Annotated in this window: 11 protein-coding genes and 1 other RNA gene; 7 read left to right on the forward strand and 5 right to left on the reverse strand. The window is 69.0% G+C overall.

Features of this window, described 5'->3' with window-relative positions:
* Positions 1-597 precede the first annotated feature (597 nt).
* Positions 598-1,113 (forward strand): hypothetical protein, encoded by a 516-nt coding sequence (locus WME75_RS32935; protein WP_437479180.1) that lies wholly within the window; start codon positions 598-600, stop codon positions 1,111-1,113.
* Here the strand turns inward: WME75_RS32935 and WME75_RS32940 are convergent.
* The gene (locus WME75_RS32940) at positions 1,106-1,246 is read right to left on the reverse strand and encodes a hypothetical protein (RefSeq protein WP_437479181.1); all 141 of its coding nucleotides are present in this window, start codon (positions 1,244-1,246) and stop codon (positions 1,106-1,108) included. The genes WME75_RS32935 and WME75_RS32940 overlap by 8 nt on opposite strands.
* 370 nt (positions 1,247-1,616) lie before the next feature.
* Between WME75_RS32940 and WME75_RS32945 the strand changes: the two genes are divergently transcribed.
* The 3 genes from WME75_RS32945 to WME75_RS32955 all read left to right on the forward strand — a co-directional run bounded on the left by WME75_RS32945 (position 1,617) and on the right by WME75_RS32955 (position 3,494).
* On the forward strand, positions 1,617-2,021 hold the full coding sequence (locus tag WME75_RS32945) for a hypothetical protein (RefSeq protein ID WP_437479182.1): 405 nt from the start codon (positions 1,617-1,619) through the stop codon (positions 2,019-2,021).
* Positions 2,018-2,530, forward strand: a complete 513-nt coding sequence (locus WME75_RS32950; RefSeq protein WP_437479183.1) for a hypothetical protein — start codon at positions 2,018-2,020, stop codon at positions 2,528-2,530. Before WME75_RS32945 ends, WME75_RS32950 begins: the two co-directional genes overlap by 4 nt.
* 268 nt (positions 2,531-2,798) lie before the next feature.
* Positions 2,799-3,494, forward strand: coding sequence for a hypothetical protein (locus tag WME75_RS32955; RefSeq protein WP_437479184.1), 696 nt, complete (start codon positions 2,799-2,801; stop codon positions 3,492-3,494).
* 52 nt (positions 3,495-3,546) lie between these two features.
* On the opposite strand, the gene WME75_RS32960 is transcribed toward WME75_RS32955, so the two are convergent.
* Entirely contained in the window at positions 3,547-5,169 is a 1,623-nt protein-coding gene (locus WME75_RS32960; RefSeq protein WP_437479185.1) for an NTP/NDP exchange transporter, read from the reverse strand.
* 238 nt (positions 5,170-5,407) lie between these two features.
* Here WME75_RS32960 and WME75_RS32965 point away from each other — a divergent pair, with 238 nt between their 5' ends.
* Entirely contained in the window at positions 5,408-6,850 is a 1,443-nt protein-coding gene (locus tag WME75_RS32965) for a BamA/TamA family outer membrane protein (RefSeq protein ID WP_437479187.1), read from the forward strand.
* 15 nt (positions 6,851-6,865) lie between these two features.
* Here the strand turns inward: WME75_RS32965 and WME75_RS32970 are convergent, their stop codons facing one another.
* Both WME75_RS32970 and WME75_RS32975 read right to left on the reverse strand, forming a co-directional pair.
* Positions 6,866-8,641: a hypothetical protein gene (locus WME75_RS32970; protein WP_437479189.1), complete on the reverse strand. Its 1,776-nt coding sequence runs from the start codon at positions 8,639-8,641 to the stop codon at positions 6,866-6,868.
* 50 nt (positions 8,642-8,691) lie between these two features.
* Positions 8,692-9,783, reverse strand: coding sequence for an esterase/lipase family protein (locus WME75_RS32975; protein WP_437479191.1), 1,092 nt, complete (start codon positions 9,781-9,783; stop codon positions 8,692-8,694).
* Between the two features lie 491 nt (positions 9,784-10,274).
* Here WME75_RS32975 and WME75_RS32980 point away from each other — a divergent pair, with 491 nt between their 5' ends.
* Positions 10,275-11,021, forward strand: coding sequence for a hypothetical protein (locus WME75_RS32980; protein ID WP_437479192.1), 747 nt, complete (start codon positions 10,275-10,277; stop codon positions 11,019-11,021).
* A 118-nt stretch (positions 11,022-11,139) separates the two neighbouring features.
* Here the strand turns inward: WME75_RS32980 and WME75_RS32985 are convergent, their stop codons facing one another.
* Positions 11,140-11,430: an oxidative damage protection protein gene (locus tag WME75_RS32985; protein ID WP_437479194.1), complete on the reverse strand. Its 291-nt coding sequence runs from the start codon at positions 11,428-11,430 to the stop codon at positions 11,140-11,142.
* 476 nt (positions 11,431-11,906) lie between these two features.
* On the opposite strand from WME75_RS32985, the gene ssrA reads away from it, so the two are divergent.
* Positions 11,907-12,250, forward strand: a transfer-messenger RNA (tmRNA) gene (gene ssrA / locus WME75_RS32990).
* The last annotated feature ends 56 nt before the right edge of the window (positions 12,251-12,306 follow it).

The following is a 12,306-nucleotide window of genomic DNA, read 5'->3' on the forward strand; positions in this document are numbered from 1 at the left end:
TCGACGCCGCCCCTTGTTGAAGCCTTTGCCCTCTCGATCGCTGGTACGGCGGCCGCGGAGGGTCATCATCGCAGCCGTCGTGCATTGAAATATCCATTCTCGTGGTCGAGCATCCGTGCTGCGCCGCCACATGGTGTACCGGAGACATGGATATATGCCGTGACAGCGCACGGTCTGTGACCGCGCCAGGCGCCGGTGTTCCTGCAGACTCCTTGTTCTATTGGCGCTCGTGGAAGGTGAGGCTCACCCGCGCGACGCGAACCCCGGGTCGGAGCTCACGCACTCCTTCGTGTCGAGGATGAGCAGGGGCCGTCCGCGCGCGCCTCGAAGACCGGCACGAGCGCGCCGAGCGGTCCACAGCTCCTTACCACGATGACCTCGCCGTCGGATCGAGGACAGCACGTATCTGGCATCCAGCACCGTGCTCGTTCCGAGGAGCTGGTAGTCCCCTCCTCCGGGGAGCACCGAGCCCGACGGGCCGCTGAGCAGCGTTCCACCAGGGACCGTGCCCCCGGTGGGCCTGGGCTTCGTCGATACATTCGGCGCGCGACGGGCACCGCGCCGCGCTGCTGCTCGACGGCCGCGTGCTCGTGACGGGTGGAGCCACCACCAGCGCTGCTCACCCACCACCCGCCCGAGTGGCTCCACCCGCAGGCACGCCAGGAGTTCCACCAGGAGGTCGACCCGGCCGGTCGCTTCGCCGCCCACTTCTTCGGCCACATGCACGAGGGCACCGCCACCTCGACCGCCCACGGCGGCGGCCACGCGCGTCACGCCCTGCAGGGCGCCTCCCTCTTCGGTCTCGAGGAGCACCACGGCCCCGGCGGCCGCGGCGTGACCCGCCCCCATGGCTTCAGCGCCGGCCGCTTCGAGCTGCTCCCCGGCGCCGCGCAGGCCCGCGTGCGCGTCTTTCCCCGGCGCATGTTCACGAGCGCCGGCGGGCGGAAGATCGACCGCGACGTCTCCGCCTACCACCTCGATGAGCGCGGGTCGTTCGCCTACTGCTCTCGGGGTCGATCGACGCGATATTCGGCCCCTTCTTCAGGCTGCAGCGAACGCTGCATAGACACAGGTTGTGGACATCATCCGAACCACGATGTTGCTTTCAGATGATGTGGTCTACCTGGTGGGGCAAGATGGATGCGTCCTGCGGAAGGTGGCAGTACTCGCATGCCCCCTGGGCGCGCCGCTGGACCAGCTCACGCGTGTTGCTCGGCAGCTTCACGAGGCCGCGCGCAGGGGCCATACCTCCTCTGCCTGAAGCTTGAGGAGGCTGAGCATGTCGTTCAAGCGGACGACCTCGGCATACTCTCTGTGCTCTTCCCGGCGGCGCGGAGGACGGGCGCGACGAAGTGTCCCCGATCCCTGGCGACGTCGATGGGGTCGCCCCCCCGGCGTCCCGCGCCGCTCCGCCCGCCCAACGTCCCCGCATTCAGCTGCGTGGTCCAGAGGGAGCGAGCGACCGATGGCCACGGCAGCTGCAATGCGATGTTGTGCAGCCCATTGCGTCTCCCGCAGCAGAGGACCCTTGACGTGGTTCCGGCGCGAAGGCGTCCGGGCGCGGACTCTGGCCGCGTGATCTGGCATCGCCGACCGGAACATGGTACATGGCATCAATGAGCCTGAAAGACGTTCTAAAACAGCGTGGGGAAGAGAAGGCGACCGACCTCGAGGAATTCAAGAAGGTCGTGACAACGCTGATGGGCGACATCAGCAAGTGGGTGGAGGGGTTGCCGCTATCGGTACAGGAGTGGAGCGTGCTCGTGCAGCACATCGACAAACGTCTCAATCTACCGGCGATAACAATCCACTTCAAAGACGACCAAGTGACCGTGCAGCCGCGGTCGTTTCTAGCGGGGCGACGACCTCAGGTCGAGGTTAGCTCGGGCGCGCGCGCCGCCCTCTTGGAATATGTTGGCGCGTCCGGATGGATGTATTCCTGGGAGGGGGTTCACGGCCCGCTCGAGCCTCTGACCGAGGAAACCTTCCGCGACGAAGTTCTCGCAGAGCTTCTACGATGAATCACCTCGACAAGGCTAAAGCATGGTACGATACCCAGCTTTCTCGACTGAAACATATCCAGGAACTCAGTGAAGAGCATGACCAGCAGACTCACTTACGAGCGCTGCTTGGCGACCTGTTGCGCTTCAAGAAGGGCGAGCGGAAGGCGCGGCTCAAGGAGGAGCGCGAGGACCTGTACCGAGTAGCCCTCATGCGACTGTTTGCAGGGTTCGAGGCGGACTTCAAGGATGGCTTCTTCGAGTACATCGCCAAGCGCAGCGGGATGTCGAAGAAGCAAGTTGCAGAAACGCTGCCGGACGCGATCTCAACATGGCTAGTGATGTATCGCGTCCTCGAGCCGCAGAGCTTCTCGGAATCGTTGTTGGGTCAGATTAATCGAATTCGTGACGAACGCAATCGACTGGCACACGGAGGGTTCCACCAGGAGCTCGCCCATACCACTCCCGACGAGGCATACGGCGCACTCAGGCAGCCACTCGAGACCCTTGCCGCAAAAGCTCAGGGCTAGAGCACCGATCAGTTTGCGCGTGCGACCCGTACTCCGACGCCCTCCTGGCCCCATCGGACCCGCCAACTTACCGAATTCGTGCATGCTTCCGGCGCATCGAGACGGCGTCGCGCTCCGGGCATCACGTCAACGGGCATGTGGGGCAGGATGGTACTGGACCGCCGGAAGGCGTTTGGAAGCGCTGCCCTCGTACCCTCTACCCCCTACCCTCTTTCCGCGACAGCGTTCGGCGCGCGCTCGCGGGTCGACCGGCGCTAAGGTCGCGCTCATGACGTCCACCGTCACCCGCAACACCGGCTCCACCATCAAGTACGCCGTCATCACGGCGGTGCTCGCCGGCCTCTCGTTCCTCTGTTTCCGCGCGATGATCGACCGCTCCGGTCCGCTGTGGCTGCTCTGTCTGGTCGGCGGCATCGGGTTCGCGGTGTTCGCGTTCGGGTCGCTCCTTGTCGCCAGGGACCTGGCCGGCACCGCGACGTGCCCGCGCTGCCAGGCGACGCTCGCGGAGATCGAGCTCAACCACACCGACGACCCGGCGTTCTGCGACAAGTGCCAGGCCGCGTACCTCGTCGACAAGCGCGTCCTCACCGTGCTCGCCGGCGACTACGTCCACCCGCAGCCGGGCTTTCCGGTGCCGGTGACGAGCGAGACGATCCGCTGGCCGGAAGGCTGCTGCGTGTGCGCGAAGCCGGCGACTCGCGGCATCGAGGCGAAGGCGGACGACGGCCAGACCGGGACCAACGTGGCCGTCGCCGCGGCCGGGCTCGCGCTCGGGAGCATCGCGGTGCGCACCGGCGGCGGCACGAGCTACACGCTGCGCATCCCGCACTGCGCCGAGCACGACGACGGCGCGAAGCTCGAGATCAAGAGCGGCAACGAGCCGCCGCTGCAGATCCGCTTTCGCTCGTACGCCTACCAGCGCCGCTTCCTCCAGCTGAACCCGAGGCCGGCGAAGGCCGCGTAGATCCGCTTCAGCCCTGACGGTTCGGCGCCGCGGAACAGTCCCGCCGGGGGAGCTACGCGGCCTTCAGGCCCTCGGCGTCCGGCTCGTCCGCGGTGCGCCGCTTGTGCTCCCGGGCGATGCCGATCACGACGCCGAGCCACACGAGCGCGAGCACGATGTTGACCATCGCGAAGTGGCGGATGGAGAGCGCGAGCACCTGGCCGACGATCACCCCGACGGCGGCGAGCACGTCGCCCGCGCGGACGACGAAGGTGTCGATGGCGGCCTTGGCGCTGTACTTCGCGTCGCGGCCGACCGGCAGGAAGAGCGCCTGCCGCGCCGTGTTCTGGACCGAGTAATCGGTGCTGTTCTCGGCGATCTTCGCGACGCGCACGACGGCGAGCGCGGGCAGGACGGCGAGAGACGCGTAGCCGAGGACGGCGATGGCCGGGAGGAGGAACAGGGCGAACCGCACGCCGAGGTACTTGAAGATGCGCGAGACAAGGAAGAGCTGCAGGATGACGCCGAAGGTGTTCACCCAGTAGAAGAAATCGCCCTTGAAGGTGCCGATGATCGCGCCGAGCGCCGCCTTTTTCCCCTTCTCGGTGCGCGGGTGGACGAGCCCCTTCCCGGCGCCCTCGACGACCTTGCCGCCGGCCTCGACGTCGAACACCCCGCCCTTGACGGCGGTGACCTTCCCCTCCAGCAGGCGCGACGCCTCCGGATCGACGAGGTAGACCGGGGCGCCCGCCGCGAGCGGCGCGCCCGGGTCTGCGCCCTCGGCCCCGGCGGGGGCCGGCTCCCCCTCGTCTGCGGCGCGCGGCGCGCTCTCCGGGCTGAGCGCGCTCGTGGCGGACTCGATCAGGGTGCGATCGAGGATGTACTCGCCTGTCGAGTTCACCCAGTTGAGGACGAGCGTCAGGCCGGCGATGAGGAGGAGATAGCGGTCGCGCGCGATGATCTTGAAGCCGCCGGCCGCGCCTCCGGGCGGCGCGTCGGCCCTGGCCTCCTCGCCGCCGAGGCGCGCGAGGTCGTTGCGATGGACGATGTGCGTGAGCCACAGGCAGACGAGCAGCACGCCCGCCGCGAGGAGCATCATGTTGTAGGGGCCGATGGGCACGTAGACGCGCTTCGCGATCTGCGCGCCGAGCATGGCGCCGAGCGAGCTCCCGATACCGACGATCGCGAAGAGCCGTTTGCCCTGCTCGGGGGTGTAGATATCGTTGGCGAACGACCAGAACTGCGCGATCACCGTGAGGTTGAAGCAGCCCACCCACAGATAGAACGGCACCCCGAGGGGGACGCCGAGGCGCGCGAGGAAGAAGAAGAGGACGAGGTTGCCGGCGAAGAAGAGCGTCAGCGCGGTGGTGAGCTGCATGCGCCCGAAGCGCCTGGCCATGGCGCCGTAGACGCGGACCACGCCGACGAGGAGCAGCGCCTGGCCCGCCGCCGCGTAGGCCTTCACCTCTGGACCGTCGAGGTCGAGCCGCTGTCCGCCGATCTCGAGCCCGCCGCCCGCGAGGATCAGCGGCTCGCGGACCACCTTGAGGAGGTAATAGCCCGTGAGCAGGAGGAAGACGTTCAGCGTCAGGACGAGGACGCTGAAGACCTCGCGCGGCTTCACCTCGGCGAAGATGGAGAGGAGCCTGTGAAGCCCCCCTCGGGATCGTGTCTCGTTCTCGCCTGTGCTCGCCACGCGCCGCTCCATCCCGGGTAGACCGCCGTTCAGGCGGCACCGGAACAGGACCGATGCCCGAACGCGGGAGGCTATCGAGCCTGGTCCCGGCCGGCAACATCCCTCTCGGCGCCGGCCGTGTGAAGCGCCGTACAGGGGGGTTCGGCGTTCGACAGGCGCGCGCGTGGCGCGGACAAAAGTCTCGCGGGCCGGGAACTCCGCTAGGCTCCCGCGTGGCGACGTGCGAGAGACGGGCGGATTGGGCACGAACGAGAAGGGATGGACGCGCGCGCTCAGCCCGGGTTGGCGGCGGCGCACGGCCGCGCTCGCGAGCTGCGCCGTGCTGTCGCTGTGCGCCGAGGCGCTGGCCGCGCCGCAGGCGGGGGGCGCTGCGCCGACCCCGCCGGGGCGATCTCCCGCCGCGGCGCCGCGGGAGCAGGCGCCCAGCGCGAAGCGTGCTCTGCCGGACTACGATGGTCGTCCGGACGAGGGGGCGAGCGCCGGCGACGCGCTGCTCTGGGTGCCGCGCGTCGCGTTCTTCCCCGCCTACCTCGTCAGCGAGTACCTGGTCCGGCGGCCGCTCGGCTATCTCACGGTCGCGGCGGAGCAGGGCGAGTGGATCGAGGAGCTCAAGGACATCTTCACCTTCGGGCCCAACGACACCATTGGCATCGTCCCCACAGCGCTCCTCGATTTCGGCTTTCGCGAGAGCGTCGGTGTTTACATCTTCTATGACGACCTGTTCTTCCCCGGCAACGAGCTCCGCGTGCACGCGGCGACCGGCGGGGACGACTGGCTGAGGCTCACGATCGCCGACCGCATCCCGCTCGACGGGCGCGCGCACGTGAAGCTCCGCGGCGAGGCGGACGCCCGGCCTGACTGGCTGTTCGCGGGGATCGGCCCGAGGTCCGTGGGGCGCGACTGGGCCCGCTACAGCGCCCGCAGCGTCGAGGGGAGCGCGACGGTCCACGTCGGTTTCGACGCGTTCAGCTTCGTCGAGGCGTACACCGGCGCGAAGACCGTCGATTTCGACGACATCTGCTGCGGGCCGACGGTCGGCTGGCGGGTCGCGAACGGCCGCTACCCGCTGCCCCCCTCGTTCGACACGGGGTACACGGCCTACCGGATCGGGGCCCAGGCCGCCCTCGACTCGCGGCGGCCGCGCCCCGAGCGGGGCCACGGCGTCCGGCTGGAGCTCTCCGGGGAGCACGCCGCCGACCTGGAGCGACCGCTGCAGAGCCGGTGGCTCCGCTACGGCGGCACGCTGGGCGGGTTCGTCGATCTCACCGGGCACGACCGCATCGTGAGCCTCGCCCTCTCGGCGGCCTTCGCGGACCCGCTCGGCCCCGCCGAGGTCCCTTTCACCGAGCTCGTCGAGCTCGGCGGCGGCGCGCCGATGCATGGGTTCCGCGAGGGGCGCCTCCGCGGGCGGAGCGCCGCCGCGGCGACGCTCGAGTACCGTTACCCGGTCTGGGCGTTCGTCGACGGCACGGTGCAGGTCGCCGCGGGCAACGTGTTCAGCGAGCACCTCCGCGACTTCGATCTCGACCTTCTGCGCATGTCGTTCGTGCTCGGCCTGCGCACGAGCGATTCGCGCGACCACTCCTTCGACTTCCTGATCGGCTCGGCGACCGAGACGTTCGAGCAGGGCGCCAGTCTGCAGGAGCTGCGCCTCATGATCGGCGCCAGCCACGGGTTCTGAACGGCGGGGGGGAGCTCAGTCGGGCGGATCGGCCTCGTCTGGACGCTCGATGCCGACGAGCTTGTAGCCGCGGCGCGGGCCGAGATCGTAGAGGTGGGCGCGCAGCGGGCCGGGCGCCTGCCCGTTCAGGAGGTCGACGATGGCGTAGCGCGAGGGCGCGTCGTCGGGGGCGCCGCCGTCCGTGGCGATGTGCGGGAGCGAGAGGCACACGCGGCCGTCCGGCGAGGGGCGCACGACCGGCCCCGCGCGCGGGGAGAGCACCTCGCCGGCGTACATCGCGGCCTCGTAGCGGAGGTCTTGCGCGCGCGCGACGCCGGTGCGCCGCGCGAGGTCGACGCCGCACAGCTCCGCCGGCGAGGCCAGGGCGACGTCGGCGATCGGCGACAGGCGCGTGAGGTAACGCGCCAGGATCGCGCGCTTGCGCTGGATGAGCTTGTCGATCAGGAACGCTGTGTGCCGCGGGGCGGTGAAGTCGCCGGTCCGCACCGCCGCCTCGATGAGCTCCGGCGTGAAGCGGGCGAGCGCCCGGGCGGCCCAGGCGCCGTCGAGCTCGGTCATGCGCGCGAAGGCCGGGTTGGGGTAGCCGCCGCGCCAGTCCTCCGGCCGGAAGTCGCGATCGCTGAAGAAGCCGAAGATGTCGCCCTGGGGGTCGCGGGTCGCTCGGTCCCACGGCCGCTCGGGGATGCCGAGCGTGGCGAAGTCGAGGAGCGCGTACTCGACGTCGAAGTAGTAGGCGTGGCCGAGGCGCTTCGAGATGTCCTCCCACTCCCACTCGCTGCCGAAGCAGTCGCCGAGATCGATGGCGTAGTGCCGCACGTGGCCCGGCGATGCGTCCTTGTCGTCGCCGTCCTCGGCGAGCCAGACATCCATCGAGTTCTGCTCGCGCGAGTCGAAGTGGTTGAGCCACGCGGCGAGCAGGCGCCCCCCGCGCAGGTCGCGCCGGTCCTCGTGCGGGATGACGTCGTTCGGGTCGTCCTCCCGGGTCCCCTCGTACTTGAAGGGCCCGAGGGCGCGGCCCGGCAGCCAGCGCGAGGCGACCATGCGCACCCGGTCCCCTCGCTTCGAGGCCTTGGCGAGCACGCCGTCGAGCGCCGCCTGGTCGAAGGGCCTCGTGGTCCCGCTGTTGTCGGTCACGGTGAGCCCGGGCGAGAGCTTCAGGACCGACGGCTTCAGGTAGACCACCGAGTCGCACGGCGCCCAGAAGCCGGCGGCGTGGTAGAGGCGCGCCGCGATCGCCGTGGCGCCGGTGGCCCGCTCGGGCTGTTCCGATGGATCGGCCTTGAGCATGAACTTGCCGATCCCCTCGACCTTGATCCGGAAGCCGGGGTTCGCGCCGTTCGGCTTGCCCATGTCGATGACCCAGGAGCCATCCGGCGCCTCGTCGTCCAGCGTCCTGTCGCCGCACGGCCCGCGCACGAGCTCCTCGGCGGAGAGCGGCTGCTTCCCGATCCGGTTCGTGAACCAGCTCGAGTCCGGCACCTCGTCGAGGCTGTTGACGTTGACGGCCTCCCCTCCCGGATCCACGGCGAAGAAGCGCGTCACCGGCCGGAAGACGAGGTTGTCGGCCGCGTCCCACGCGAACGACGACTCGTACGGCGCAGGCGTGCAGAGGCGGTGCTGCGGATCGTCCCTGAGCGCCTCGGGATCGGGGCTGCAGGGCACCGAGACGGGGTTCAGGTCGGCGTCGCGCCAGACCGGATCGCGCAGGGGAAACCGGCGCACGTCGCCGCTGCAGGCCGCGCTGAGCAGGGCGAGCAGCGGGAGCGAGCAGGTGAGCGGCGCCTTGAGCATCGGCCGGGAAGGGTACTGGACGGGGCGCCGTTCGGGGCGGCTTTCGCTCGTCAGAAGCCTTCTTGCCGGAGCCGCTCGATCACGGCGCGGTAGAAGTCGGTATAGAGCCAGGGGTTCCCGTCGCCCGGGCTCTGTCCGAAGAGCTGGCCGATCTCGTCGAAATGGTCGGCCGGCAGACAGCCCCAGAAGTGGCCCCACCGCGCGTCCCGCGCGCGCACAAGGCCGTCGTTCGGAAACGACTCGCCGAAGCCGCCGTCGAGGATCGTCTCGGTCAACGAGAGCAGCGGGTGCACCGGATCGAGGCCGTCGTCGAACTGCGCGACGAAGGGCGCCGGGACGAGCGTGGTGCAGTCGCGGCCGCCGAGCGCGCGGTCGGTCCGGCCGCCGAAGGAGGCATAGAACACCCCGGGCGCGTCGGTGTACTTCGCGTTGAACTCCGCGATGCCGGGCGTCGAGAACTGCTCGAGCGACGTGAAGACGCTCGTCTCGTTGCCTATCTGATCGTAGAGCGGCGCCCCGATGGCATTGAGGAGATCGTCGAGGACGTCCTGCAGCCGCTCGTGGGCGACGAGCTGGAGCGCGATGTCGGCGACCTTCGAGCCGAGATGAGGCGTGGCGACGGTCACGACGGAGGCGACGAGATCGGGCCGCTCGTGCGCGACAACGCGGGCGTCGAGGCCTCCCTGCGAGTGGGCGATGAGATTCACCTTCTCGTGGCCCGTCTCGGCGAGGATGTGCTCGATCCGCGCGAGCAGCTGGGCGCCGCGGTACGTGGAGCTGTTGAACGGATCGACCGAGGGCGTGAAGACGACCTCGCCGCCCTCACCGAGGGAGTGCTTGAGGTTGTAGAAGTAGCTGACGTATCCCGCGCCCGCGAAGTCCTCGAATCCGAAGAAGCCGTGGGCGAGCACGATGGGATAAGGCGGCCCGAGCTTCCCTGACGACGGCCAGCCGCCGCCGCCGCTGCCCGGGCCCGCGCCCTCCGCGGCGCTCTCCCAGCCGCCCGAGGCGGAGCTGCCGCCCGCCCCCGTGATCACCTCCTCGCCGGTGCCCCACGGATCGAACTGCTCCTCGGCCGCGCCGCAGCCGGCGAGGAGCGCACAGGATGCGAGTGTCGCACACCTCCAGAGACCAGCGGACACCCGTCGTCCCCTTGGACGAGCGTCCGTGTGAGACTTCCACTTACGCGAACCGCCAATACGCGATGATGAGAGTGCGGATGAAGAAAGATCCAGCACGACCACCTCCTGCCGGAATCAGCTCAGGCTCTGCTGATGAGGCTCTGATGTCAAGTACTGTCGGAAAACTGAACCATTTGAGAGGGTATGGCGAGAGGGTATGGCGAGACCGGAGATGGAGAGCGACGATCGAGAGCGACGATCGAGACGGACGAGAACGTCGAGGGCGTCGAGGGCGCCGAGGGTGCCGAGGGCGCCGAGGAGGCCGTCGAGACGACTGGCGCATTGCGTTGTGAACGGGGGCGCGGGTTTCCTGCATTGCGCCATGGGGCTTCGAGGATGCGCTGGCGCATTGCGTCGCGGGGTGATGTTATTTTTCCATGCGGAGGGGCGCGCCGGCTCCGGTAGGTTCGTGGGCCATGCGATCTGTCCAGAGCTCTTTTGCGCTTGTTCTGATGGGTTCCCTGGTCGCTTGCGGCGGCGCGACGCCTCCTCCGTCGGAACCGGATCCTGCGGACGCCGAGATGGCGGCGACGCCGGCCGCGGCGTCGGGCGGCGAGGCGGCGGAGGAAGGGGACGGGAAGAAGGAGGAGGACGCGGCGGCGGATGCATCGAAGCAGGTCCCGACGACGTGCGAGCAGCGGGACAAGATGTGCTTGCCGCCGTCGGCGTTCGTGAAGCGGCTCTGCGGCGGGTTCTATCCGGACGTGGCGCTCAACCTGTTCGCCAAGGGGACGCCGTTCACGCGCGGGTACCTCACCCGCGATACCGAGGCATGGAACGCCTCCGGCGGATCGTCATCGAACGACAAGCTGCTCTTCGATGAGGAGGTGCTGATCCTCTATCAGCGGGTGCCCGACACGGGCGGCATGGTCGTGAGCGGCGCCGGGGGCGGCTACGACGTCCTGCGCTGGGACGGGACCTGCGCGTCGCTGATGACGGAGGAGGTCCGGCTGCACGTCCCGCCGAAGCCGAAGTTCGCGCCGATCCCGTGGAAGAGCCTCGATCAGAAGACGCGCGACGCGTTCCAGGCCGACGAGAAGGTCGGCAAGGTGGTCACCGAGCGGCGGAAGGAGTGCAAGGGCGCGACGATGGGGGCGGTCAGCGCGAAGTGCGAGAAGGTCGACAAGCAGATGGGCGCAGCGCTGATCGAGTTCGTGCGCGGCGGCGGAGCGCTGCCGGCACCCGGGTCGCTGCCGTGAGAGGCGAGCGGGGGGGGTGATCCGGGGGGCGGGCGGTGCGGAGGAGGGGGGCCGGGGCGCAGGACCGCAGCCGGCAGGTGACGGGAACGCCGCCGGCGACAGGGCCGGCGGGGAGCGGCTACTCCTGCTTGTCCTTGGGCGCCACGTAGTCGGGCGGGAGCTGCGGGGCATCGTTGCCGCCGCTGAAGAAGTACTTGTCGAGCTCGGTCATCCAGAGCCGCTGGCCGGCCTCGGAGATGAGATCGAGGCGGTACTCGTTGATCAGCATCTTCGAGTGCTCCAGCCACATCCGCCACGCCTCCTTGGAGACGTTGTCGAAAATCCGCTTGCCCACCTCGCCCTTGAGCGGCGGCTTCTCCAGCCCCTCCGCCTCACGGCCGAGCTTCACGCACTGGACCATCCTCGCCATAAGTTGCCCGTCTCCTTTTCCTTTTCGCGGGCTTCTTAGCCGAGCCAGGGGGAGCCGTCGAGAGAAGCAGGCAGGCAGGCGAGGTCGGCAGGAAGAAGCGGGGGCGGCCGGAGTGGGGAGGAGCGGCGGGTGCGACCGGCGTGGGGGGAGCGGCGGGAGCGGCGGGTGCGACCGGCGTGGGGGGAGCGGACCGGGCGTGTCCGGAGGCAGGCGCGAGGAGCTCGCCGGGGAGCGGACCGGGAGCACGGTGGAGCCGGGACGCAGGCAAAAACGCAGCCGAGAACGAGCCGTGCTGGCTGGAAGCGCCCGAACCGAGCCGGCAAAACCGGAGAACCGCGGATCGACGGTCGACGGCGGACGGCCGACGGCGGACGCGAAGCGCGCTCAGCGGCGGAGCGATCTGACGCCGAGGGGCGCGGAGGGGTTGACGGCAGCGCAGTTTCTAGCAATGTTTGGTCCGTCTGAACGAACCACGAGGGGGCGATCGGCTTCGACGTGGGGACTGAAGGTCTGTCTGCGTGCTGGCGGCTCCTGCTCCGCCTATCAAGCGGGACGTACAATTGCGAACGACAACGCATACGCTGTTGCGGCCTAAGAACCGCTAAGCCATCCGAAGAGAAGGTCGTCCTAGTACTCTAAGGGTGTCAACCACAGGGCTGGGCCGCGTGAGGATGCCCTCGATAACGCGACCGAGATTCAGTGAGGGATAGGTCGTAGCCGAATCTACGAACGCCGTCGTCAGCGTAAGGCGACTACGCACGTGAACGAAGGTAGACTGGATGCCTTGCGGACCCGGGTTCGATTCCCGGCGCCTCCACTAAAAAGACACGGTGAGAACCGTGTCTTTTTTCTTTTGTGTGCCCTGCGTGTGACCTG

Source organism: Sorangium sp. So ce1014 (genome assembly GCF_051521505.1).
Taxonomy (GTDB): Bacteria; Myxococcota_A; Polyangia; order Polyangiales; family Polyangiaceae; genus Sorangium.

Bases quoted from the DNA above. Each gene is read 5' to 3' on its own strand.
- WME75_RS32940 (WP_437479181.1), bottom strand. From the start codon at position 1,246: ATGGCCCCTGCGCGCGGCCTCGTGAAGCTGCCGAGCAACACGCGTGAG.
- WME75_RS32945 (WP_437479182.1), top strand. From the start codon at position 1,617: ATGAGCCTGAAAGACGTTCTAAAACAGCGTGGGGAAGAGAAGGCGACC.
- WME75_RS32950 (WP_437479183.1), top strand. From the start codon at position 2,018: ATGAATCACCTCGACAAGGCTAAAGCATGGTACGATACCCAGCTTTCT.
- WME75_RS32955 (WP_437479184.1), top strand. From the start codon at position 2,799: ATGACGTCCACCGTCACCCGCAACACCGGCTCCACCATCAAGTACGCC.
- WME75_RS32970 (WP_437479189.1), bottom strand. From the start codon at position 8,641: ATGCTCAAGGCGCCGCTCACCTGCTCGCTCCCGCTGCTCGCCCTGCTC.
- WME75_RS32980 (WP_437479192.1), top strand. From the start codon at position 10,275: ATGGGTTCCCTGGTCGCTTGCGGCGGCGCGACGCCTCCTCCGTCGGAA.
- WME75_RS32985 (WP_437479194.1), bottom strand. From the start codon at position 11,430: ATGGCGAGGATGGTCCAGTGCGTGAAGCTCGGCCGTGAGGCGGAGGGG.